The sequence below is a fragment of the Asanoa sp. WMMD1127 genome, assembly GCF_029626225.1.
Taxonomy (GTDB): Bacteria; Actinomycetota; Actinomycetes; order Mycobacteriales; family Micromonosporaceae; genus Asanoa.
Genome location: NZ_JARUBP010000001.1, coordinates 5,690,041 through 5,710,166, shown reverse-complemented (window position 1 = coordinate 5,710,166; position 20,126 = coordinate 5,690,041). Strand labels below are relative to the sequence as shown.

Genomic DNA, 20,126 nt, shown 5'->3' with positions numbered 1-20,126 from the left:
CTCCACTGGTTGGCTTGTGCCAGAGGTTAGCCTAACCTAATGAGGAGACGCATCCCGGGAGGCACCATGACGCAGTCCACCGACCTCGTGGCGCACGTCCGCGCGCTCGCCGCCGGACAGCACCCAGGGATGGTCCAGGTGGCCCGGGGCGCGACCGGCCGCCGCGGGCCCTACCCCGTCCGGCACGCGCTCGACGGCGCCGGCTCGCCGCTGCTGCTCGTCACCGCCGACGACCCGGTCGACCTCGCGCTGACCGCGCCCGACAGCCACGACGTCGCGGCCGTCCTGGGCATCGCCGCGCCCGACGGCAGCCGCATCTGGATCTCGGGTTGGTCGACCCGACTGCGCGAGCCGCTGGCACGCCGGGCGGCGCTCGAGTTCGCTGCCCACCGGCCGGTCGCCGACCTCCTCGACGTGGGCCAGGGCCACGCTCTCCACCGCATGGACGTCGCCGAGGTCCGCCTCGAACATCCGGACGGCCGCTGGATCGAGATCGATCCCGAGGCGTACGCCGAGGGCTGAGCCGCGCGTCCGATTCGTTCAATACAACTGTCGTACGCCGCGGGTAGCGTCCCCCGCATGGACAAGCGATTCGCCGACGGGCGTGAGTTCCTGCGACGCGAGGGCCGGCTGCTCGAGCGCCGGCTGTTCGCCACCTGCTTCGAGGGCGCGCCCGGGGGCCGCGTCGTCGACGTGCTGCGCGGCTATGCCAACGACGACGGCGGGTTCGGTCACGCGCTCGAGCCCGACAAGCGTTGTCCCGCCAGCCTTCCCCTCGACGTCGAGGTCGCCCTGCAGGCGATGGCGACGGCGGGCGTCGTCGACCTGCCCCTGGCCCGCGGCGCGGCCGACTTCCTCGCCCGCGTCGCGTCCGATGTGGACGCTGGCGGCGCCGTCCCGCTGGCCGATCCGGTGATCGAGGGCTATCCGCGGGCGGATCACATGACGGAGTGGACCTACGCGCCTTCGCTCAACCCGACCGCCGGCCTGGTCGGCCTGCTCCACCGCCTCGGTGTCGAGCACCCGTGGGTGACGACGGCGGCAGCCTGGTGCTGGGCCCGGCTCGACGAGGACCTGCCGACCGACGCCCACGCCCTACGGGAGATCCTGGTGTTCCTGGAGCACGGCACGGAGCGCGACCGGGCCACCGCGGCGGCGGCCAAGGTCCGGGCGGCCCTCGACACGGCGAGTCACTTCAACCTCGACCCCGACGCGCCGGAATACGGCGTGACCCCGCTCGGCCTCGCCTCCTCGGCCGAGAGCCCGTGGCGCGCGCTCTTCGACGAGGACGTCATCCAGGGCCACCTCGACCGCATGGAGCGCGACCAGCAGGACGACGGCGGCTGGCCGATCACCTGGGAGCCGCCGGGCCAGGCCGCCGTCCTCGAGTGGCGCGGCATCGTCACCCTGGAAAACCTGCGGACGCTGGTCTCCTACGGGCGCCTCGAAGCTCCGTAATGTCGCCCGGACGGGTGTTCGGCCGGGGTAGCTTGGGCTTGACGCCTGAGCTGGCTGCCCGCGTCGCTCGCGGGCCGCCCACGGCGGGTCGTCCCCGCACAGGCGCACGGATCGGTGCCGCCGGCACGGAACTGCACGCCGGCCTGCGCCCGGGGGGTTCCGCTGATGACGAGGCAAGGTCCGTTCGCTGGGCACTATCCCGCCGTGGCGGCGATGGTCGTGCTGGCACTGATTCCCTACCTCGTGCTCTCGGCCGCGCTGGAACCGGTCATGCCGGTCCTCCAGCAACAGCTCGGCATGAGCACGGAGGAGATCAACCTGGCGACCGGCCTGGCCAACGCCGGCTACGCGCTGGGCACCGTCCTGTCCGTGCAACTGGCGCAGCACCTGCCACAGCGGCGGATGCTGATCGTCTACGCCGTCGTGCTGGTCATCGGCTCCGTGCTGGCGGCCGCCGCGGTCGGGCCCGTCACCTTCATCGCCGGCCACGTGCTGCAGGGCCTGTGCACCAGCCTCCTGCTGATCGCGGCCGTGCCCCCGCTGGTCACCGGATTCCCACCGGCCAAGGTGCGTTACACCGCGGTCGTGCTGAACCTGTCCATCTTCGGCGCGGTCGCGCTCGGCCCGCTGATCGGCGGCATCCAGGCCGACGCCAACGGCTGGCGCCCGATGTTCTGGGTGATCGCCGCGATCGCCATGGTGGCGCTGCTCCTCGTGCTGGCCACCTACCGCTACGCGCCGCCCGCCGACCCCACGTCGACCAAGGCGCCCACCGCCGTGCTGATGGCCGCGGCGGGCTGCATCGCCGCGTTCTACGGCGCGGCGCAGCTGCTGACCCACCAGGACCTCAACGCCGCGACCCTGGCCCCGCTGATCGCCGGCGTGGCGCTGATCCTCGTCCTGCTGGTCCAGCAATATCGCGCGCGGCGCCCGTTGCTGGTGTTGCGGCCGCTGACCACCACGCTGCCGGTCGCCGGCATCATCGCGGCCATGTCGGCCGCCGCCGCGTCGGTCTCCGCGATCACGCTGACCGGCATCCTGCTCACCGACCGCTATTCGCCGCTCAAGCTCGGCCTGATCTACCTGCCCGAGTTCGGCGGGGCGGTGCTCACCGCGATCCTGTTCGCCGTGCTGTTCGCCTCCCGCGGGCTGCACTTCTTCGCTCTCGGCGGCCTGCTCAGCCTCACCGCGGGCATCGCGCTGATCGCCACGAGCCTGCCACCGTCGACGATCGTGGCCCTCGTCGGCACGGCGCTGATCGGCCTCGGCGTCGGCGCGTCCGTGGCGCCGTCACTGTTCATCGCGGGCTTCTCGTTACGCAACACCAACCTGCAACGGGTCTTCGCCATCATCGAACTGCTCCGCGCGGTGGCCGCCTTCATGATCGCGCCGATCCTGGTCTACATCGCGCTGACGGTCGGGGCGACTCAGCAGGCGGGCATCCGGACCGCACTGTGGATCGCGCTCGGCATCGCCGGCGCCGGAACGCTGGCGGCGATCTCGCTCTACCTCACCGGCGGCGTCCGCCGCCCACCCACCCCGTCGCTGGCGAAGTGGTTCGGCGGCGAGGACGCCTGGTACTCGCCACCCCTGCTGGCCGCCTTCCGCCGCAACGTCGGAAAGGAAGCGCCCGAACACGTCGGCGTGTGACCCGCGGGCGGCGCGGCCGGGACAGGCCCGGCGCCGCGGCGGGCGGGCCAGGCCAGGCGGGCCGCGCGGGCGGCCCGGCCCAGGCCGCGCGGGACAAGCCGGGCGGCGGGCCGGAGCAGGCCGGGTCTAGGGGCGTGGCCAGGTTGACGGATCGTCGGGGTCGCCGGCGGGCGTCAGGCCGTCCACCACCGCGGTGGCTTCCGCCTCGCCGCCGGGCTGGTAGGAGGCCCAGGCGCTCAGGCCCGGTCGTACCGACCTCGTCGGGGTCTGGTCCGTCGACAGGATGCGGCAGCGGTGCGGCGCACGCGGTCGTCGCGTCGAGGACCGACGGCGTTCGCGAACGCGGTCAGGTCGGCGAGGCTCACCATCCCCGCGGCATTCGGCGGCGCGCTCCCGTCGACGGACAGGGATTCCGGCGCGACGAGGCTGACCTGGGCGGTGAGCCCGTCCGCCGGGTGCCAGGTGATCCACTGGTGCGGGCCCCAGTCGAACTGCTCCTGCGACAGCACCGCGGGCTTGCCGCCGACCTCGACCGGCGAGGTCTGGTTGGGCACAGCGGCGTTGTCTAACACCACATCAGACGCCGCCCCGGCCCGGTTCGTTGACAGCTCAGTCGAGCGTCGTGCGCAGGCGGGTGAGCACGCGCATCACCTCGTCGCGGTGCTTGGCCGCCTTGAGCCAGGCCGGAAGCCGCGCCACCATGGTCATCCGGTGCGGTGACCGCGCGCGCTCGCGCAGGCCCGCGCCGACGAACTCGGCCAGCAGGTCGAGATGCGCCCGGTTAAACGCCCAGAGGGTGTGGCCACCACAGCACTCGGCCCGCAGCCACAACGGGCGGCGGAAGAACGGATCGACGGGACCGCCCCACATGGTGGCCGAACTCGACGGCGCCCACGACGCCGCATGGCCGCAGCTGTCACAGACCAGCCGGCGCGGCCGGCGCCAGAGCGGCTCGGTGGCGTCCGGCAAGGAAACCACGCGCGCACGGCCGGCGCAGCGGGGGCAGACACGTCGATCGGGTTCACCGAGAAGCTCTCGACCCAGACCGCCGGGTCGCGGAACCGGTCGTTCATAGGACGAGGGTGCCAGCGGACGCCGTCGCGGGCACCCGGATTAATGGGCGAACGCGTGGATGAGCCCGGCGATCAGGGCCGTGCGGGCGACGGTGGCGGGGATGTCGATGTGTTCGTCGAGGGCGTGGGCGCCGGCGCCGACCGCGCCCAGGCCGTCGAGGAGCGGGACGTCGAGGGCGGCCAGGAAGTTGGCGTCGCTGCCGCCCCCGACGGCCACCTCCGGCAGGTCGTCGCCGAGCGGCACGGCGAGGGCGCGGGCCAGGTCGACCATCGCGGCGATCCCCGGCGTACGCGGCATCGGCGGCCTGTTCCAGCCACCGCCGACCGTCACCGTCAGGCGGGGGTCGCTCGGCACGGCCGCCAGCGCCGCGTCGATGCGGGCCGCCTCGGCCGGTTCGCTCACCCGCACGTCGAGCGTGGCCCGGGCGTGGCCGGCGATGACGTTGTTGCGCGTACCCCCGGCGATCGTGCCGACGTTGACGCTCGTGCCGCGGCCCAGGTCCTCCAGCGCCCGCAGGCGCAGCACGACCCGGGCGAGCTCGTCGATCGCGCTGACGCCCTTCTCCGGGTCGAGGCCGGCGTGCGCCTCCACGCCGGTGACGTCGACCTCGAACAGGCCGATGCCCTTGCGGGCGGTCTTCAGCGCGCCGCCGAGGCCGGGCTCGAGCACCAGGGCCGCGCTGACCCCGGCCGCCGCCGCCTCGATGGTCGGGCGGGACGCGAGGCTGCCCAGTTCCTCGTCGCCGTTGAGCACCACCCGCAGCGGCGGGCGGGACAGGCCCGCCGCGTCCAGCGCCCGCACCGCCCAGAGAAACTGCACCAGGCCGGCCTTCATGTCGAAGACCCCCGGCCCGCGCGCCGCGTCACCATCCACAGTGAACGGTCGCTGCGCGAGCGTGCCCGCGTCCCAGACCGTGTCGTAGTGGCAGAGCACCAGCAGCCGGCGCGCGCCCGAACCCGCGAAGTCGGCGACGAGCGTGTCGCCGTGTGCGGGCGCCGGCACGCGTTCCACGGAGTCCGCCGGCCCGAGCACGGCGAGCAGCCGCTCCGTCAGCCAGTCCAGGCCGGCATCGAGGTGCGGCTTGCTGTTGCTGGGGGTCTCCCGCGACACGTAGTCGCCGATCTCGGCCAGCATGTCGGCGCGGTGGTCGACCACCCAGCGCCGGACGGGGGACAGGTCGAGCGCCGCGCTGGGGATGTCCACGGCCGCCACCCTATGCCTCCGCAGCCGTTTGGTCGCGGCAGGCAGGGGCATGTGCGGGGCGGAGGTGGACCCATGGAACTCACGATGCTGTCCGGCGCCACCGCCGGCGCCGCGGCGGGGGCCGCGGGATGTGCGGCGCTCGACGCCACCACCTATCTGGACATGGCGGTACGCGGACGCCCGAGCAGTGCCGTGCCGGCCGAAACCGTCGAGGCGTTGGCCAAGCATCTCCACCTCGACGTCCCCGGCCACAACTCCCATCGCCAGAACCGGCTCAACGGCCTCGGCGGCCTCTCCGGCGTGCTCACCGGCATCTCGGTCGGCGCGGCCTTCGGGCTGCTGCACGCCGCCGGCTGGCGGCCGGCCCTGCCCGCCGGGGCGGCGGCGGTGGGCCTGGGCGCCATGGCCGTCTCCGACAGCTCGCTGGCCGGTCTGCGCGTCTCCGATCCGCGCACGTGGTCGGTCACGGACTGGCTCAGCGACCTGATCCCCCACCTGGTGTACGGCACCGTCACATACGCCACGCTGGTCGCGCTGGAGCGGACCTGACCAGCTTTTGCGCGTCACGAGCGCCGCGCGTAGGGTGTCGAGCAGGATCGAGACGTTCCGATCAATCGATGGGGGGTCCGGAACTCACAACGCTGTGCGAGATCCTCGCCGCCGATCGGTGCGCGGGCCCCTGGCAAGGCCCGCACCAAGCGCCGGCCCGCGCGCGGCGGTCTCGCCGTGGTCACCATCCTCGTCGGCCCCTGGTGGCACCAGCCGGCGAACGCCTGGTCACTCGAGACCGATCCGGCGTCCGGCGTGCCTTCGTGTCGGCGACGAACGGCGCGTGACGCTGCGCCGGTCCGGGTGCGCTCTGTTCACCCGAGCCCTGGAGGCGTCAGTTGCGCAAGAAGCTTGCCCTGGTCGTCGCGCCGCTCCTGGCGGTAACCGGAGGCGGCATATCGCTGTCACCGGCCGCGGCCGCACCATCCGGCGGACCACCCGCCGACAGCAACTTCCAGAAAGTGACCCTCAACGACTTCCCCGGCGAGCCGATGAGCCTCGCCGTGCTGCCCGACCGCCGGGTCCTGCACACCGCCCGCACCGGTGAGGTGCGCATCCACGACCCGCGCTCCGGCCTCAACATCCTGGCCGCCGACGTGCCGGTCTACGAACACGACGAGGAAGGCCTGCAAGGCGTCGCGATCGACCCCGACTTCGCCCGCAACAAGTGGGTCTACCTCTACTACTCCCCCGTCCTCGACACGCCCACCGACGACCCGGCGACGCCGGACGAGAACGAGGGCGACGCGCCGTTCGAGGGCACGGCCGAGGACTTCGCGCCGTTCAAGGGCCACCTCCAGCTTTCCCGGTTCAAGCTGGAGGGCAACACCCTCAACCTCGCCAGCGAGCAGAAGATCATCCAGGTCAACACCGACCGGGGCATCTGCTGCCACGTGGGCGGTCAGATCGACTTCGACGGCAAGGGCAACCTCTACCTGTCGACGGGCGACGACACCAACCCGTTCTTCTCCGACGGCTACGTGCCGATCGACGAGCGGGCCAACCGCAACCCGGCGTTCGACGCGCAGCGCACCTCGGCCAACACCAACGACCTGCGCGGCAAGCTGCTGCGGATCCGGGTCAAGCCGGGCGGCGGCTACACGATCCCGTCGGGCAACATGTTCCGGCCCGGCACGCCGAAGACCCGCCCCGAGATCTACGCGATGGGCTTCCGCAACCCGTTCCGCTTCGCGGTCGACCGGCGCACGAACGACGTCTACGTCGGCGACTACTCCCCGGACGCCGGCGAGCCGGACCCCGAGCGGGGCCCGGCCGGCCACGGCCGGTGGATGCGCGTCGACAAGCCGGCCAACTACGGCTGGCCGTACTGCGTGAGCCCGGATCTGCCCTATGTGGACTATGACTTCGCGACCAACACGTCCGGCGAGCCGTTCGACTGCCGGCGGCCGGTCAACGAGTCACCGCACAACACGGGGCTGACCCGCCTCCCGCCGGTCGAGCAGGCCGAGGTCGAATACTCCTACGGCGTCTCGGCCGAGTTCCCCGAGCTCGGCGAGGGCGGCATCGGCCCGATGGGCGGCCCGGCCTACGACTACAGCCGGCGCAGCGACTCGCGGTTCAAGTGGCCGGCCTACTACGACGGCGTGCCGCTGTTCTACGAGTGGAGCCGCGACTACGTCAAGGAGTTCCGCCTCGACCGGCGCGGCAACGTCGACGACATCCGGCCGGTGCTGCCGTCGATCGTCTTCGACAACCCGATGGACATGGAGTTCGGCCCCGACGGCGCGCTCTACGTCCTGGAGTACGGCGACGGCTTCTTCTCCGAGAACCCGGACGCGCAGTTGGCCCGCATCGACTTCGTGCGCGGCAACCGCACGCCGATCCCGGTGATCAGCGCCGACCCGCTGGCCGGTGACCCGCCGCTGACCGTGCAGTTCTCCAGCGCCGGCACCACCGACCCCGACGGCGACGCCCTGCGCTACGCGTGGGACTTCGACGCGGACGGCACGGTCGACTCGCGCGAGGCGAACCCGACCTACACGTTCACCGAGAGCGGCACCTACCGGCCCACGCTGAAGGTCACCGACAGCACCGGCCGCTCGGCCTCGGCCGAGATCCCGCAGTTCGTCGTCGGGCCGCGGGCCCCGGAGGTCACGCTGACGCAGCCGCAGGAAGGCCAGGCCTTCGAGTTCGGCGACACCGTCAGCTTCCAGGTGGACGTGCTCGACAACGAGCCGGTCAACTGCGCGAACGTGACCGTCAACTACATCCTCGGCCACGACGAGCACGGCCACCCGATCACCTCGGCGACCGGGTGCAGCGGCACCATCACCACGTCGGCGCCCGGGCACGGGCCGGGTGACGACCTGGCCGCCGTGTTCGTGGCGACCTACACCGACTCCGACGGGCTGGTCGGCACCGACCAGGTCGTCCTGACCCCGAGCACGAACCCCTGACGGCTCCCGGGGTGGCGCGGACCCGGTCCGCGCCACCCCGGCGCCACCTTTGAATTAACTCTGGACTTATATAAGCGGCTACTGCCAGACTGTCTTCCGGCACCGCGCGGGCAACCGGCCCGCCGCCGACCGAGAGGACAGCCGCGATGATCGACATCGTCCACCACCTCAAGGAGATCCACCGCGAGGTCGGGACCGGCCCGGCGCAGGGCGGTGGCGAAGAGGTCCGGGTCGTGCTCCGCCGGACGTACGCGGCCCCGGTCGACGACGTCTGGAACGCGCTGACCGACCCCGACCGGATCAAGCGCTGGTTCTACCCGCTCACCGGCGACCTGCGGGCCGGCGGCACCTTCCAGCTCGAGGGCAACGCCGGCGGCGACATCCGCCACTGCGAGCCGCCGCGCCGGCTGACCGTGACCTTCGGCGGCCCGACCAGCGTCGTCGACCTGCGCCTCTCCCCCGGCGCCGGCGAGCAGACGGAGCTCGAGCTCACCCACACCGTCCCGATCGAGATGGCCGGCAGCGGCGCCGGCGCGCTGTTCGTCGGCCCGGGCTGGGACGGCGCGCTGCTGGGCCTCGCCCTCTTCCTGGCCGGCGAGGTCGTCGAGGACCCGATCGCCATGGCCGGCTCGCCCGAGGTCATCGAGTTCAACCGCGGCTCGATCGACGCCTGGGAGGCCGTGGTCGCCGCGTCCGGCACCGCGACCGCGGAGCAGACCGCCGCGGGCCGGGAGATGGCCGTCGCGCAGTTCGCTCCCGAAGGCTGAGCCCCGGATCCACGCCCGGCCGCGCAGGGCAGGGCGGGGATACCGTCGGCGGGTGAGCGACCGACCACCATTGCCGCCGTTCGACCGGACCAGCGCGCTGGCCAAGGTGCAGGCCGCGGAGGACGCCTGCCGACGCGTTGACCTCAAGTCGGGTTGAGGTCGCAGACTGGCGCCCATGCGTGCCGCTGCCTTCGACACACCCGGTGGTCCCGACGTCCTGCGCCTGATGGAGCTGCCCGATCCGGTGCCGGCGGACGGCGAGGTGCTGGTCCGGGTGCGGGCCGCCGGCGTGCAGCCCTACGACTGCGCGGTCCGCGCGGGGTGGCTGCCGGCCGGCGTGCCGCCCACGCTCCCCCGCATCCCCGGCAACGAGTTCGCCGGCGTGCTGGAGGTGGGCGCGCCCGGGCTGCCGGCCGGCACCGAGGTGCTCGGCTTCGGCCAGCTCGGTGCGTACGCCGAGTTGCTCGCCGTGCCGGCCGACCAGGTCGTCGCCAAGCCGGCCGGCATGCCGTGGGAGGTCGCGGGCGGCTTCTCGGCCGGGGCGCAGACCGCCCACATCGCGCTCGCGGGGCTGGCGCCCGCGCCCGGCGAGACGCTCCTCGTGCATGGCGCGGCCGGCGCGGTCGGCACCGTCGCCGTGCAGCTCGCGCGCGCGGCCGGCGCGACGGTGATCGCCACCGCCCGTCCCGAGAACCACGCCTACCTGCGGGACCTGGGCGCGATTCCGGTGGCGTACGGCGACGGCCTGGCCGACCGGGTCCGCGCGGCCGCGCCCGACGGTGTCGACGCCGCCCTCGACGGGGCCGGTGGCGCGGCCCTCGACGTCTCACTGGAGCTCGTGCCCGACCGCTCCCGGATCCTCACCCTGGTCGACCACGGTCGTGCCGAAGAGCTGGGCGTACGGGTGACCCCGCCGCTGCGCTCGGCCGCCCGCCTGGCCGCCCTGGTCGCGCTGCACGAGCGCGGCGGGCTGCGGATCCATGTGCGCCGCGGCTATCCGCTGGCGGCCGCCGCGGACGCCCACCGCGAGGTGGAGGCCGGCCACGGGCGGGGCAAGGTCGTCCTGAGGGTCTAGCGTGCGGACACATGATTGGACGGCTGCACCACACGATCATCGACTGTCCCGACCCGGACGAGTCGGCGCGGTTCTACAGCGCGCTGCTCGGGCTGCCGGTCACCTACCGCGACGACGACTTCGCGGTCGTCTCGTCCTCGGACCGGGCCTCGGGCCTGGCCTTCCAGCGGGCGCCCGACCACCGGCCGCCGACCTGGCCCGACCCCGCCGTGCCGCAGCAGATCCACCTCGACGTGATGGTCGACGACCCGGCCGCGGCCGGCGCCGCCGTGCTCGCCCTGGGCGCCCGCAAGCTCGACGGCGAGGGCGTCTACGCCGACCCGGCCGGGCACCCGTTCTGCCTGATCCCGCTCCCGAGCTGGGCGCAAGCCGTGCTTCCGTGACGGCAGGATCAGGCAAGAGCCCGCGCCGATCGGTCTACGCGCGGCGGCGCCGGCGGCGTTCGATGGACACATGGCACTCACCGACTACGTCACCCTCGGCCGATCCGGCCTGCGGGTCAGCCCGTTCGCGCTCGGCGCGATGACCTTCGGCACGGACCCGGGCGGCGCCGGCTGCGACGTCGCCGAGTCCGAGAAGATCCTCGGCACCTACCTGGAGCGCGGCGGCAACTTCGTCGACACCGCCAACTTCTACACCAACGGCCACTCGGAGAAGATCCTCGGCGACTGGTTCGCCGCCCGGCCGGGCCGGCGCGACCACGTGGTGCTGGCGTCGAAGTTCTTCTTCAACATGTTCCCCGGCGACCCCAACGGCGGCGGCGCCGGGCGGCGTTCGATCATCGCCCAGCTGGAGCAGACCCTTCGCCGGCTGCGGACCGACTACCTCGATCTCTACTGGATGCACAACTGGGACCGGCACACGCCGATCGAGGAGACCATGCGGACCCTGGACGACCTGGTCCGGGCCGGCAAGATCCGCTACGTCGGCTTCTCCAACACGCCGGCCTGGGTCACCGCGCAGGCGCAGACCATGGCCCGGTTGAAGGACTGGACGCCGCTGGTCGCGCTGCAGGTGGAATATTCGCTGCTGGCCCGCACCGTCGAGGGCGAGATCGGCCCGCTGGCGCTCGACCAGGGGTTGGCGCTGGTGCCGTGGAGCCCGCTGCGCAACGGCTTCCTGTCGGGCAAGTACCGGCGCGGCGGCCAGGTCGCCGACTCGGCCCGCACCGCCTTCGTGGGCGGGCCGAGCGAGGCCGACTACGACGTCATCGAGGCGGTCGCCGGGGTCGCCGACGAGCTCGGCACCACCTCGGCCGCGGTCGCGCTGGCCTGGCTGCGCGCCCGCCCGGGCACGGTCGTCCCGATCGTCGGCGCCCGCAAGGTGGCCCACCTGGAGGACAACCTCGCCGGCCTGACCGTGCGGCTGACCGCGGAACAGCGCAGAACCCTCGACGCCGTCTCCGCGCCGGACCTCGACTACCCTGCCCCGATGCACGGCGCGCAGCAGGCCATGCTGCAGTTCGCCGGCACCACAGTGGACGGTCGAGAGTCGACGGTCTACCCGCCGCTGCTGCAGAGCACGGTGCGCTACTGAAAGCGGTGGGCCACGACCGCCTAACGGAGCGCGGCGGCGAGGGCCTCGATGTTCGCGGTCACCTCGGCGCGCGTCCCGGCGGACTCGACCATCAGGAGCTGATGGCGTACGCCGGTGGTCGCGGCCGACTCGTCCAGCCGGCGCCGCACCTCCGCCGCGTCGCCGACCGCGCCGATCCTGATCAGGTGCTCCGTGTAGGCGTCGAGGTCGCGGTGCTTCGGCGGCCGGCCGTCGAGCCGCACGTAGTCGCGCGTTCCGGCGAGCAGCTTCGGCAGGCGTTCGCGGACCAGCGCGGCGCTGCCGACCTGGGCCAGGTGGGCGCTGGCGTGCGGCGCGGCGTCCGGGTCGTGGCCGTGCTCTCGCGCGGCGCGCCGCCAGCGGGCCAGCAGGCCGGCGTGCTCCGCGTCGGTCGCGTGCATGCCCAGGAGCAGCGGCAGGCCGCGGGCGGCGGCGAGGTCCACCGTGTCCTCCGAGGTCGCCGCGACCCAGGTTTGCAGAGGACGGCGCGGGCGGGGCACCACGTCGACCGGCCGGAACCGGAACAGCGGACCCGTGGCGCCGATCCGGTGCGCGCCGGACAGCCAGGCCAGCAGCAGGTCGAGCGCCTCCGGGAAGCCGGTGGCGAAGCGGTCGAGGCCGGTGCCGAACACCTCGAGGTCGACCCACGGGCCGCCGCGGGCGACGCCGAGGGCGAACCGGCCGCCGGAGAGCTCGTCGAGCAGCACCGCCTCCTCGCCGAGCGCCACGGGATGCCGGTTGGAGAGCACGCAGGCGGCCGTGCCGACCCGGATGCGGCTCGTGGCGCCGAGCAGGTGGCCGGCGAAAGCGATCGCGGACGGGCACGTGCCGTACCCGATGAAGTGATGCTCGGCCAGCCAGACGCCGGCGAACCCGACGCGTTCGGCGGTCAGCGCGTAGCCGACCGCCGACGCCAGCGTGTCCGCGTGACTAACGCCGGGGAACCGCCCGGCGAGGAGGAACAGGTGTCGCTCAGCAGTCACGCAGCTCGGGCGACTGGTTGAGAAGCTGGCCGCGGGCCGAGGTGAACCGCGCATAGGTGTCGCCGCCGACCGCTTCCGGCCGGAACGCGGCGACGCGGTGGCAGTTCTGGAAGGCCAGCTTCACGCCGAAATGCCGCTCCAACCCACCGCGGATCGCGTCGCTGGCGAGCGCCCGCAACAACTGGCCACGCTCCTGTTCGGACGGTGGCGGCACCACGTTGTCGGCGAACTCGGCATCGCCGCGGGCCAGGTCGTCGACGACGCGGCTGATCAGCTGCCAGGCGTAGGGCAGCGACTCGCGGACACAGGCGACGAAGTCGGCGGGCGCCACCTCGCCGCGTTCGGCTTCGGCGAGCAGGTCAGGCGAAACGGTGAGCGACACGGGCGGTTCTCCCTTCGGACGGTATCCGCCCGAATACTATTAGTGATCGCCGTCGATGACCAGGGCCTCGTGTCAGACGAACTGCTGGCCGCCGTCGATGTCGTACGTCGCGCCCGTCAAGGCGGTGTTGGTCATGATGTGCACGGCGAGCGCGGCCACGTCGGTCGGGCCGACGACACGGCCGATCGGCAGGGTCGAGCGCAGCTGGGTGCGGCGTTCCTCGAGGCGCTGGCCCAGCAGGGTCGCCGAGAGCGGCGTGTCGACGAAGCCGGCCGCGATCAGGTTGACCCGCACCGGCGCGAGCTCCAGCGCCAGCGCGGCCGTGAACGGCGGCAGGACCGCGGTCGCCGCCGACGCGATGCCGAGCTCGCGGCTGATCCGCCGGCCGCCCGTGCCACCCATGAACAGCAGGGTGCCTCCCGGCCGCATCTTCGGCGCGGCGCTGCGCGCGACGTCGAGCGCGACCAGCACGTGGTCGGCCAGCGCGCCCCGCACGTCGTCGGCGGTCATCTCCAGCATCGGGCCGTAGCGCGGGCCGCCGGCGGTGACGAGCACGTGGTCGACGGCCGGCAGGTCCTCGAAGAACATCGCCAGGGCCGCACTGTCGGTCGCGTCGAAGGCAGCCGTGTCGCGCGCCCCCACCTCGCGGGCCGCCCGGACGAGCCGGTCGGGGTCGCGGCCGGTGAGGACGACGTCGGCGCCCTCGGCGCGGGCGCGGCGGGCGGTCTCGAGCCCGATCCCCGCGCTGCCGCCGATCAGGACCACCGTCTGCCCGGCGAGTTCCGCCATGGCTCCCACCGCCCCCGCGCGATACTGGCAACTCGGACGATAGTGGCATGAATCTGGAGGCTGCGATGAGCGACGCCCCGACCATCGACATGAAGCTCGAGGTGGTCGTCATTCCCGTGTCGGACCCCGACCGCGCCAAGGAGTTCTACGCGGGCCTCGGCTGGCGGCTCGACGCCGACATCGCGCAGGGCGACGTCCGGACGATCCAGCTGACGCCGCCCGGCTCGGGCTGCTCGGTCCAGTTCGGCGTCAACAAGACCTCGGCGGCGCCCGGCTCGGCCGAGGGCCTGTGGCTGATCGTCACCGACATCGAGGCGGCGCGGGCGGCCCTGGCCGCGCACGGCGCCGCGGTCGAGGACACCTGGCACGTCACGGCCTCGGGCCCGGCCAGCGGACCGGCGCCGGAGCGCGGCAGCTACGGCTCGTTCGCGTCCTTCCGCGACCCGGACGGCAACACCTGGCTCCTCCAGGAGGTCACCACCCGCCTGCCGGGCCGCGTCGACCCGGCCACCACCACGTACGCGTCGGTGGCGGACCTGGCCGACGCGATGCGCCGCGCGTCCGCCGCACACGGCGAGCACGAGAAGCGCATCGGCGCGGAGGACGCCAACTGGCCGGACTGGTACGCCCTCTACATGGTCAACGAACAGTCCGGCGCCGACCTCCCGACCTGACCCGCGGTCACGGCCCGGGCGTCACGGCGGCCGCCACGTCCGGCGGCAGGGGGTACGGCCGCTCGGGCGGCAGCAGCGCCGTCGCGGCGGCCCGGTCGCCGGCGCGGACCAGCGCGTGCACCCGCCGCGCCGTCGCGGTGACGTCGGTGATGCCGGTGACCCACTCGTCGACGTACCGGTGGACGGCCTCGCCGGAGAGTCCCACCTGGAGCGACCGGTGGTCGAGCGGGCGCAGGTCGAGGTCGCGCTCCGGGTCCCACTGCACCCGCACCGGGCTCGCCTTCAACTGCCGCGACCACGCCTCGCTCGTGCCGTGGCGGTCCCGGTCGAAGTGGCTCAGGCAGGCGCGACCCAGCGCCCACTCGAACCCGGCCCGGGTGATCTCGACCGCCAGCACGTGCTCCTGGCCCGGCTTGGTCGCCCAGCCGCAGCGGTACATCATCCACAGGAACGAGGGCTTGATCCAGGTCATCCGTTCGCGTTTGAACGGCGGCCCGAACCGGCCGCGCGCGAGGGCCGGCAGGGCGATCTCCGGCGCGTACGCCTGGTAGACCGTGATCGTCTCGGCGGTGTAGCGGGCGCGAACCTCGTAACGGGGCTTCACCGCGGCTCGACGACCTCGCCCTCGGCGGGGACGCCCTCGGCCACCTCGACCGGCGCGCGGCCGCGGCGGCGGGCCCGGTAGGAACGGAAGGCGATCGGGCGGCCGCGGGCCACGTACGCGTCCGGACCGTCCATCGCCTGGATGTGCAGGTGCGGCTGCGTCGAGTTGCCCGAGTTGCCGCAGGCGGCGAGCTGCTGGCCGGCCGTCACCGCGTCGCCCACCCGCACCTGGACCGAGCCGGCCCGCAGGTGGGCCAGCAGCACGAAGGCGTCGCCCACCTCCAGCACCACGTGGTTGCCGGCGATCGCGCCCGAGCCGGCCCTGACGCGTCTCGCCTGGGTCAGCGCGTACGGGATCCGCGCCACCACCGAGCGCCGCGCCACCTCGTCGGAGCGGCCGTCGTAGACCGCCACCACCCGTCCCGCCGCCGGGGCCAGGATGGGCTGGCCGAAGGCGAGGAACCGCTCGACGGGCTCGGTGGTCAGCAGCGCCCGCCAGTCCCGCACGGCCGCGGTGCGCCGACCGCGCACGGCGATGAAATCCATGGCGTACGTGGTGGCGAACAGGTGGGTGCCGTGGCTGGGCACCCGCCGCGCGGGACTGTTGCGGGCCAGCCACTCCCCGCGGAACGGCAGGCTCAGCACGACCGGATCCATGGCCAGCTCAGTCTAGGGCGTGTCCTGCGGAGACGCGGGAAGGCGGTTCCTCGGCCGGGACGGGCGGCGGGACGAACGCGCGGTCGATGGCTAGCAGGAGCCAGCCGATCACGTAGCCGGTGGCGACGCCGACGAGGGCGTAGAGGGTGTCGGAGTCGGCGGCGTTGACGGGCGCGTTGCCGCTCAGCGCGGTCAGCCACGCCGGGACCGGGACGAGGTAGGCGGTGGCCAGCACCATGAACAGCACCACCGCCGGGTAGAGCACCAGCAGGACCAGCAGCTTCGGCAGGTGGCGCAGCACCTCCAGCGCGCCGCGGGGCAGGTCGCCGGTGAGCAGGGCGACACCGGCCAGCAGCGCCGTGCCGAGCAGCATCATCGGCGCTAGCCGGTTGCCCGGGTCGAGCACCCGGCAGAGCACCAGCCCCACGACGGCGACGAAACCCACCACCACCGCCACGGCGTACGCCCGGCGGGGCGCCGTGGTCAGCGCCAGCGCGACCGTCAGCGTCGCCAGGACCGCCCCGAGCGACACGGCGGCCGGCGTGAGAGCCGCCTCGGTGTCGGTCGGCGACTCGATGCCCGCCACCAGCGGGGTCAGCGCCGCCGCGATCGCGGCGCTCACCGTCAGCGTGCGCCGGCCCGGCTCGCCCTCGGCGCGGCGCGACACCAGCACGGCGGCGGCGACCGCCACCGCCGCACCGGCGGCCGCCAGCGCCACGGCGACCCCGCCGCCCTCGATGCCGGCCCGGTCGATGGCGAGGTCGGCGCCGATCCAGCCGATGCCGACCGCCGGACCCGCCCACCGCGACAGCCGGGTGCCGCGGCCGGCGAGCAGCACCGCCAGCACGATCGCGACGATCGCCGAGAAGCGCAGGTCGCGGGCCCAGTAGGTGTTGTTCTGGCCGATGCCGAACTCGAGGACCGGCTGCCACCGCGCGAGGTCGACCCCCCACAGGACAGCGGCGCCGAGCGCACACCCGATCGCCACCGCAGTCCGCCAGCCAACACGCATGGCGGAAACCGTAGACCACTCAGGTTACGGCGGTGCTATCCGATGCGCTCCGCCAGCACCACGGTCACCGACGCGCCGGCCTCCTTGCCGATCGCCTTGCGTACCTCGGCCTTGACGGGAAGCTTGTGGCGCCCGTCGCCCATCGCCATGAAGGAGCTCTGGAAGGGGTGACCGTCGATCGTGCCGCGCACCTTCACGAGGCCCCGGGTGCCAAAGTACGCGACCGACTCCGGCCAGACCACATAGGTATGTCCGCCCTTCGCCGGGCTCTTCACCAACATCGCGGTGAACGCCTTGTCGAGCGCACCTGCGTTACCAGTCATAACAGCAGTATCCAGCGCGACACGGCAGATCGCTCCCTAGATCACCGGTACGTGGCGCCCGCTCAGCGGGGCCGGGCGTAGTCGCCGATCTCGCCGAAGTCGACCATCACGCACGACTCGTCACCGAGCACCTCGGCGTCGTGGCCCGGCTCGATCGCCAGCAGGTCGCCCGGCCCGACCTCCATGGTGGCGCCGTCGTCCATGGTGATCCGCATCCGGCCGGACAGCACGTAGCCCAGGTGCGAGGTCTGGCAGGACGGTGTGCCGACGATCGGTTTGAGGTTGGTCGACCAGCGCCACCCGGGCTCGAACGTCCCGCGGCTGACCGGCCGCCCGGCAATGTTGATCAACTCGGCGAACCCGTTGCCCTGGAACGGCCGGGTCTCGTCGGGTGTGTCGAAGGACCTGCTCTCCATCCTTCGACGCTAACCACCGGTGGCGCCGCCGGGGGCCGTTTCAGAGGGGCCCCGCAGCGCGTGCGCGCCGGGGCCGGTCAACCGGGGCAGCAACACCGGGCGGCCGGTCATCAGCAGCAGCACCGCCACCGCCGGCCCCTCGACCAGCGGCCCGTCGCCGACCCGGAAGTCGGTGTCGGTGGCCGCGAACGCGTACCCCCGCAGGGGTTTCATCGCGGCGAACAGCGACGGTCGCGCCCAGATCCGGGCGGCGGCGGCCGCGGCCGCGTGCGGCGGCACGTCGAGGCGCCGGTCGAGCGGCAGCATGATGTCCTGACCGTGCACCACGACGTCGATCAGCGCCTCGTGGTCCGTCATGAACGGCACGTGCCGGCGCGAGCCGATGTGGCCGCGGATCTCGGCGGTCAGCGCGGCCGTCGGCGCCGCCGCCTTGGCCCGGGCGGCGTCGCGGATGGCGTTGGCGACGTTGCCGCGCGCCCGCACGACCCCGGCCAGGGCCTCCCCGACCCCGACGTGTTGCAACGTCAGGTGGGCCACGACGTCGCGCACCGACCACTGTGCACACAGCGACGGTCGCCGCCACTCCTCGTCGGTGAGGTCCTCGAGTTGCGCGGTCAGCGCCTCGCGCTGGTCGTCGACGACCCGCCACAGCTCGTCACGGTCCATCGGTGCCTCCCATCAGCGCTGCCACGATCGGGCCGAGCCGCCGGCCGGGATCGAAGTCGGGGTCGGGGTTCGCGAGCTCGTGCAGGACGAGCCCGCTGTAGGCGTTGGCCAGGATGGCCGCGTCGCGCCCCGGATCGGCCGACCCGCAGAGCCGCAGCCAGGTGGTGAACCAGGTGTCGGCCCGGCGGCCGGCGGCGAGCAGCGGGGCGCGCAGCGCGGGCTGGTGCGCTGCCTCGACCAGGATGACGTAGCGGGCCAGCGTCAGCGTCCGGTGTGGACCGACCGCGTCCCGGGCGACGGCCGCCAGGAAGGCCGTCAGCTCCGCCGGCGTCGCCGGGGTGCCGTGCGCGGCGAGTTCGTCCCAGTTGGCCTTCTCGCGCTCCGCGAACCGCTCGACGACGGCGCCGAGCAGGGCGTCGCGGGTGCGGAAGAGGTTGGAGGTGGCGCCGGCGGGCAGCCCGGCCCGGGCGTCGACCGCGCGGTGCGTCACGGCCCGCACCCCACCCTGCCCGAGCAGGCTGATCGCGGCGTCCAGCACGTCGTCGCGGCGGCTCACCCGGTCAGACTACATCCGTAGTGCATTCCACTACAACTGTAGTCCGAGCGTGAGGTAGGCGAAGCCCAGCAGGCCGCGGTGGCCGCGCAGCCAGGTGTCGCGCTGGCTGTCGAGCCGGGCGCGCAGCTCGGCCGCCGCCGGGTCGTCAGGGTGCGCCAGCAGCCACTCCTCGCCGTCGGCGGCGAGCCCCGACTCGAACTCGGCCCACTCGTCGGCCGTGACGGTCTCGATCCGCAGCGGGCGGAAGCCGGCCGCGATCGCGCGGTCGACGAGACCGGGCAGGTCGTCGCAGTCGGCCGCGGTGGCGCCGGGCCACATGCGCGCCAGCCGCTCCGGCGGGGGCGGATGCTCCCAGAACTCGGCGCCGAAGAGCAGCCGACCGCCCGGCGCGACGAGCTCGCGCAGCGCCCGCAGGGCGCCGTCGACGTCACCGAGCGCGTGGTACGCGCCGACGTTGAGCACCACGTCGGACCGCTCCTGGTGCGCGGCGGCCGGCCCGTCGACGAAGGTGACCCGCTCGGCCAGGCCGCGCTCGGCGGCGTTGGCGCGGGCCCGGACCACGTCCGGACCGTGGCTGTCGACACCGACGCCCCGCGCGTCGGGCGCCGCCGCCAGCACGCGCAGCAGCAGCTCACCCCACCCGCACCCCAGGTCGACGACGGTCGCGGGCCGGCCACGGGCCAGCTCCGCCGCTAGCCGGTCGGCCCGGGCGCCGGACAGAGGCCCGTTGAAGTCGAGTCGCGTGCCGGAACCCACCGCGGGAGCGTCACTCATCGCCGGGACGCTAACCACCTCCACCGGCCCGCGCCACCGGTTTCCGGGTCCAGGGGCGTCAGCCCGTCTCGGAGAGGGTCTTCAGGCGGCCGAGGCCCTTCTCGAAGTCCGGGCCGATCATCTTGTCCATCGGCTTCACGAGCGACATCAGCCGGATGCCGAAGGTCTTCGGGCCGACCATCGTCCACGTCACCTTCGAGCCGGCGCCGCTGGGTTCGATGGTGAAGTGGATGTCGTTGCGGGACTTGAAGGGCTTCTCGAACGCCAGGTCGATGTCGACCGCGGACGGTTCCGACGCCGAGACGATCTCCATGCGGCCCTTGCCGGCCTTGTTGTTGCCCGACCAGGCGTACGCCGCGCCGGGGCCCGAGTCGGCCCCCGAGTATTCGCGCTCCATCGCCGGGTCGACATCCTCCCACGGCGACCACTGTGTCCATTTGTGGAAGTCGGCGATCTGGTCGTAGATCCGGGCCGGCGGGGCCGCGATCTCGACCGACCGCGAGACGCTATAGGTATCGGTCACGGCCTGTCAGCGTACGCCGGT

Annotated in this window: 25 protein-coding genes; 10 read left to right on the top strand and 15 right to left on the bottom strand. The window is 73.4% G+C overall.

All coding sequences use genetic code 11. The features are described 5' to 3' along the window. Positions 1–66 precede the first annotated feature (66 nt). The 3 genes from O7635_RS27235 (at position 67) to O7635_RS27225 (ending at position 3,108) form a co-directional block, all read left to right on the top strand. The gene (locus tag O7635_RS27235) at positions 67–522 is read left to right on the top strand and encodes a hypothetical protein (RefSeq protein WP_278083329.1); all 456 of its coding nucleotides are present in this window, start codon (positions 67–69) and stop codon (positions 520–522) included. A gap of 57 nt (positions 523–579) precedes the next feature. Then, positions 580–1,458 (top strand): hypothetical protein, encoded by an 879-nt coding sequence (locus O7635_RS27230; protein WP_278083328.1) that lies wholly within the window; start codon positions 580–582, stop codon positions 1,456–1,458. 165 nt (positions 1,459–1,623) lie between these two features. Next, on the top strand, positions 1,624–3,108 hold the full coding sequence (locus O7635_RS27225) for an MFS transporter (RefSeq protein WP_278083327.1): 1,485 nt from the start codon (positions 1,624–1,626) through the stop codon (positions 3,106–3,108). Between the two features lie 236 nt (positions 3,109–3,344). On the opposite strand, the gene O7635_RS27220 is transcribed toward O7635_RS27225, so the two are convergent. The 3 genes from O7635_RS27220 to O7635_RS27210 all read right to left on the bottom strand — a co-directional run bounded on the left by O7635_RS27220 (position 3,345) and on the right by O7635_RS27210 (position 5,385). Then, complete coding sequence (locus O7635_RS27220; RefSeq protein WP_278083326.1) at positions 3,345–3,662, bottom strand: hypothetical protein; 318 nt, start codon at positions 3,660–3,662, stop codon at positions 3,345–3,347. 55 nt (positions 3,663–3,717) lie between these two features. Then, positions 3,718–4,086 carry a hypothetical protein gene (locus O7635_RS27215; protein ID WP_278083325.1) on the bottom strand — a complete coding sequence of 123 codons (369 nt, stop codon included), beginning with the start codon at positions 4,084–4,086 and terminating at the stop codon, positions 3,718–3,720. Positions 4,087–4,221: 135 nt separating this feature from the next. Further along, on the bottom strand, positions 4,222–5,385 hold the full coding sequence (locus O7635_RS27210) for a M20 family metallopeptidase (protein WP_278083324.1): 1,164 nt from the start codon (positions 5,383–5,385) through the stop codon (positions 4,222–4,224). 84 nt (positions 5,386–5,469) lie between these two features. Here O7635_RS27210 and O7635_RS27205 point away from each other — a divergent pair, with 84 nt between their 5' ends. From O7635_RS27205 to O7635_RS27180, 6 genes are all read left to right on the top strand, one after another. Beyond that, positions 5,470–5,934 (top strand): hypothetical protein, encoded by a 465-nt coding sequence (locus tag O7635_RS27205; protein ID WP_278085580.1) that lies wholly within the window; start codon positions 5,470–5,472, stop codon positions 5,932–5,934. Between the two features lie 338 nt (positions 5,935–6,272). Next, entirely contained in the window at positions 6,273–8,351 is a 2,079-nt protein-coding gene (locus O7635_RS27200; RefSeq protein WP_278083323.1) for a PQQ-dependent sugar dehydrogenase, read from the top strand. A 146-nt stretch (positions 8,352–8,497) separates the two neighbouring features. Beyond that, entirely contained in the window at positions 8,498–9,118 is a 621-nt protein-coding gene (locus O7635_RS27195) for an SRPBCC family protein (protein ID WP_278083322.1), read from the top strand. A gap of 175 nt (positions 9,119–9,293) precedes the next feature. Beyond that, positions 9,294–10,193: an NADP-dependent oxidoreductase gene (locus tag O7635_RS27190; protein WP_278083321.1), complete on the top strand. Its 900-nt coding sequence runs from the start codon at positions 9,294–9,296 to the stop codon at positions 10,191–10,193. Between the two features lie 11 nt (positions 10,194–10,204). Then, the gene (locus O7635_RS27185; protein ID WP_278083320.1) at positions 10,205–10,576 is read left to right on the top strand and encodes a VOC family protein; all 372 of its coding nucleotides are present in this window, start codon (positions 10,205–10,207) and stop codon (positions 10,574–10,576) included. A gap of 70 nt (positions 10,577–10,646) precedes the next feature. Then, on the top strand, positions 10,647–11,729 hold the full coding sequence (locus O7635_RS27180) for an aldo/keto reductase (protein WP_278083319.1): 1,083 nt from the start codon (positions 10,647–10,649) through the stop codon (positions 11,727–11,729). 20 nt (positions 11,730–11,749) lie between these two features. Here the strand turns inward: O7635_RS27180 and O7635_RS27175 are convergent, their stop codons facing one another. The 3 genes from O7635_RS27175 to O7635_RS27165 form a co-directional block, all read right to left on the bottom strand. Next, the gene (locus O7635_RS27175) at positions 11,750–12,730 is read right to left on the bottom strand and encodes an LLM class flavin-dependent oxidoreductase (protein WP_278083318.1); all 981 of its coding nucleotides are present in this window, start codon (positions 12,728–12,730) and stop codon (positions 11,750–11,752) included. Then, a complete protein-coding gene (locus O7635_RS27170) occupies positions 12,720–13,112 on the bottom strand; it encodes an SCO5389 family protein (protein WP_278083317.1) in 393 nt (130 codons plus the stop codon). Before O7635_RS27170 ends, O7635_RS27175 begins: the two co-directional genes overlap by 11 nt. A 72-nt stretch (positions 13,113–13,184) precedes the next feature. Then, positions 13,185–13,901 carry an SDR family oxidoreductase gene (locus tag O7635_RS27165; protein ID WP_278083316.1) on the bottom strand — a complete coding sequence of 239 codons (717 nt, stop codon included), beginning with the start codon at positions 13,899–13,901 and terminating at the stop codon, positions 13,185–13,187. Positions 13,902–13,948: 47 nt separating this feature from the next. On the opposite strand from O7635_RS27165, the gene O7635_RS27160 reads away from it, so the two are divergent. Beyond that, positions 13,949–14,575 carry a VOC family protein gene (locus tag O7635_RS27160; RefSeq protein ID WP_278083315.1) on the top strand — a complete coding sequence of 209 codons (627 nt, stop codon included), beginning with the start codon at positions 13,949–13,951 and terminating at the stop codon, positions 14,573–14,575. Positions 14,576–14,582: 7 nt separating this feature from the next. Here O7635_RS27160 and O7635_RS27155 read toward each other — a convergent pair whose 3' ends face one another. The 9 genes from O7635_RS27155 to O7635_RS27115 all read right to left on the bottom strand — a co-directional run bounded on the left by O7635_RS27155 (position 14,583) and on the right by O7635_RS27115 (position 20,105). Further along, positions 14,583–15,179, bottom strand: a complete 597-nt coding sequence (locus O7635_RS27155) for a DUF4291 domain-containing protein (RefSeq protein ID WP_278083314.1) — start codon at positions 15,177–15,179, stop codon at positions 14,583–14,585. Further along, positions 15,176–15,835: a M23 family metallopeptidase gene (locus O7635_RS27150; RefSeq protein ID WP_278083313.1), complete on the bottom strand. Its 660-nt coding sequence runs from the start codon at positions 15,833–15,835 to the stop codon at positions 15,176–15,178. The genes O7635_RS27155 and O7635_RS27150 overlap by 4 nt, the downstream gene beginning before the upstream one ends. A 7-nt stretch (positions 15,836–15,842) precedes the next feature. Beyond that, on the bottom strand, positions 15,843–16,847 hold the full coding sequence (locus tag O7635_RS27145) for a hypothetical protein (protein WP_278083312.1): 1,005 nt from the start codon (positions 16,845–16,847) through the stop codon (positions 15,843–15,845). Positions 16,848–16,882: 35 nt separating this feature from the next. Continuing rightward, on the bottom strand, positions 16,883–17,170 hold the full coding sequence (locus tag O7635_RS27140; RefSeq protein WP_278083311.1) for a DUF1905 domain-containing protein: 288 nt from the start codon (positions 17,168–17,170) through the stop codon (positions 16,883–16,885). Between the two features lie 62 nt (positions 17,171–17,232). Then, complete coding sequence (locus O7635_RS27135; protein ID WP_278083310.1) at positions 17,233–17,586, bottom strand: cupin domain-containing protein; 354 nt, start codon at positions 17,584–17,586, stop codon at positions 17,233–17,235. Between the two features lie 9 nt (positions 17,587–17,595). Next, on the bottom strand, positions 17,596–18,252 hold the full coding sequence (locus O7635_RS27130; protein WP_278083309.1) for a maleylpyruvate isomerase family mycothiol-dependent enzyme: 657 nt from the start codon (positions 18,250–18,252) through the stop codon (positions 17,596–17,598). After that, positions 18,242–18,808 carry a TetR/AcrR family transcriptional regulator gene (locus O7635_RS27125; protein ID WP_278083308.1) on the bottom strand — a complete coding sequence of 189 codons (567 nt, stop codon included), beginning with the start codon at positions 18,806–18,808 and terminating at the stop codon, positions 18,242–18,244. Before O7635_RS27125 ends, O7635_RS27130 begins: the two co-directional genes overlap by 11 nt. Positions 18,809–18,838: 30 nt before the next feature. Continuing rightward, a complete protein-coding gene (locus O7635_RS27120; protein ID WP_278083307.1) occupies positions 18,839–19,582 on the bottom strand; it encodes a class I SAM-dependent methyltransferase in 744 nt (247 codons plus the stop codon). Positions 19,583–19,640: 58 nt separating this feature from the next. Further along, the gene (locus tag O7635_RS27115) at positions 19,641–20,105 is read right to left on the bottom strand and encodes an SRPBCC family protein (protein WP_278083306.1); all 465 of its coding nucleotides are present in this window, start codon (positions 20,103–20,105) and stop codon (positions 19,641–19,643) included. Between the last annotated feature and the right edge of the window lie 21 nt (positions 20,106–20,126).

Excerpts from the sequence above, each read along its gene's own strand:
- O7635_RS27195 (WP_278083322.1), top strand. The coding sequence starts at position 8,498 with ATGATCGACATCGTCCACCACCTCAAGGAGATCCACCGCGAGGTCGGG.
- O7635_RS27180 (WP_278083319.1), top strand. The coding sequence starts at position 10,647 with ATGGCACTCACCGACTACGTCACCCTCGGCCGATCCGGCCTGCGGGTC.
- O7635_RS27190 (WP_278083321.1), top strand. The coding sequence starts at position 9,294 with ATGCGTGCCGCTGCCTTCGACACACCCGGTGGTCCCGACGTCCTGCGC.
- O7635_RS27225 (WP_278083327.1), top strand. The coding sequence starts at position 1,624 with ATGACGAGGCAAGGTCCGTTCGCTGGGCACTATCCCGCCGTGGCGGCG.
- O7635_RS27160 (WP_278083315.1), top strand. The coding sequence starts at position 13,949 with ATGAATCTGGAGGCTGCGATGAGCGACGCCCCGACCATCGACATGAAG.
- O7635_RS27230 (WP_278083328.1), top strand. The coding sequence starts at position 580 with ATGGACAAGCGATTCGCCGACGGGCGTGAGTTCCTGCGACGCGAGGGC.
- O7635_RS27185 (WP_278083320.1), top strand. The coding sequence starts at position 10,205 with ATGATTGGACGGCTGCACCACACGATCATCGACTGTCCCGACCCGGAC.
- O7635_RS27135 (WP_278083310.1), bottom strand. The coding sequence starts at position 17,586 with ATGGAGAGCAGGTCCTTCGACACACCCGACGAGACCCGGCCGTTCCAG.
- O7635_RS27145 (WP_278083312.1), bottom strand. The coding sequence starts at position 16,847 with ATGCGTGTTGGCTGGCGGACTGCGGTGGCGATCGGGTGTGCGCTCGGC.
- O7635_RS27130 (WP_278083309.1), bottom strand. The coding sequence starts at position 18,252 with ATGGACCGTGACGAGCTGTGGCGGGTCGTCGACGACCAGCGCGAGGCG.
- O7635_RS27165 (WP_278083316.1), bottom strand. The coding sequence starts at position 13,901 with ATGGCGGAACTCGCCGGGCAGACGGTGGTCCTGATCGGCGGCAGCGCG.
- O7635_RS27150 (WP_278083313.1), bottom strand. The coding sequence starts at position 15,835 with ATGGATCCGGTCGTGCTGAGCCTGCCGTTCCGCGGGGAGTGGCTGGCC.
- O7635_RS27120 (WP_278083307.1), bottom strand. The coding sequence starts at position 19,582 with ATGAGTGACGCTCCCGCGGTGGGTTCCGGCACGCGACTCGACTTCAAC.
- O7635_RS27205 (WP_278085580.1), top strand. The coding sequence starts at position 5,470 with ATGCTGTCCGGCGCCACCGCCGGCGCCGCGGCGGGGGCCGCGGGATGT.
- O7635_RS27140 (WP_278083311.1), bottom strand. The coding sequence starts at position 17,170 with ATGACTGGTAACGCAGGTGCGCTCGACAAGGCGTTCACCGCGATGTTG.
- O7635_RS27235 (WP_278083329.1), top strand. The coding sequence starts at position 67 with ATGACGCAGTCCACCGACCTCGTGGCGCACGTCCGCGCGCTCGCCGCC.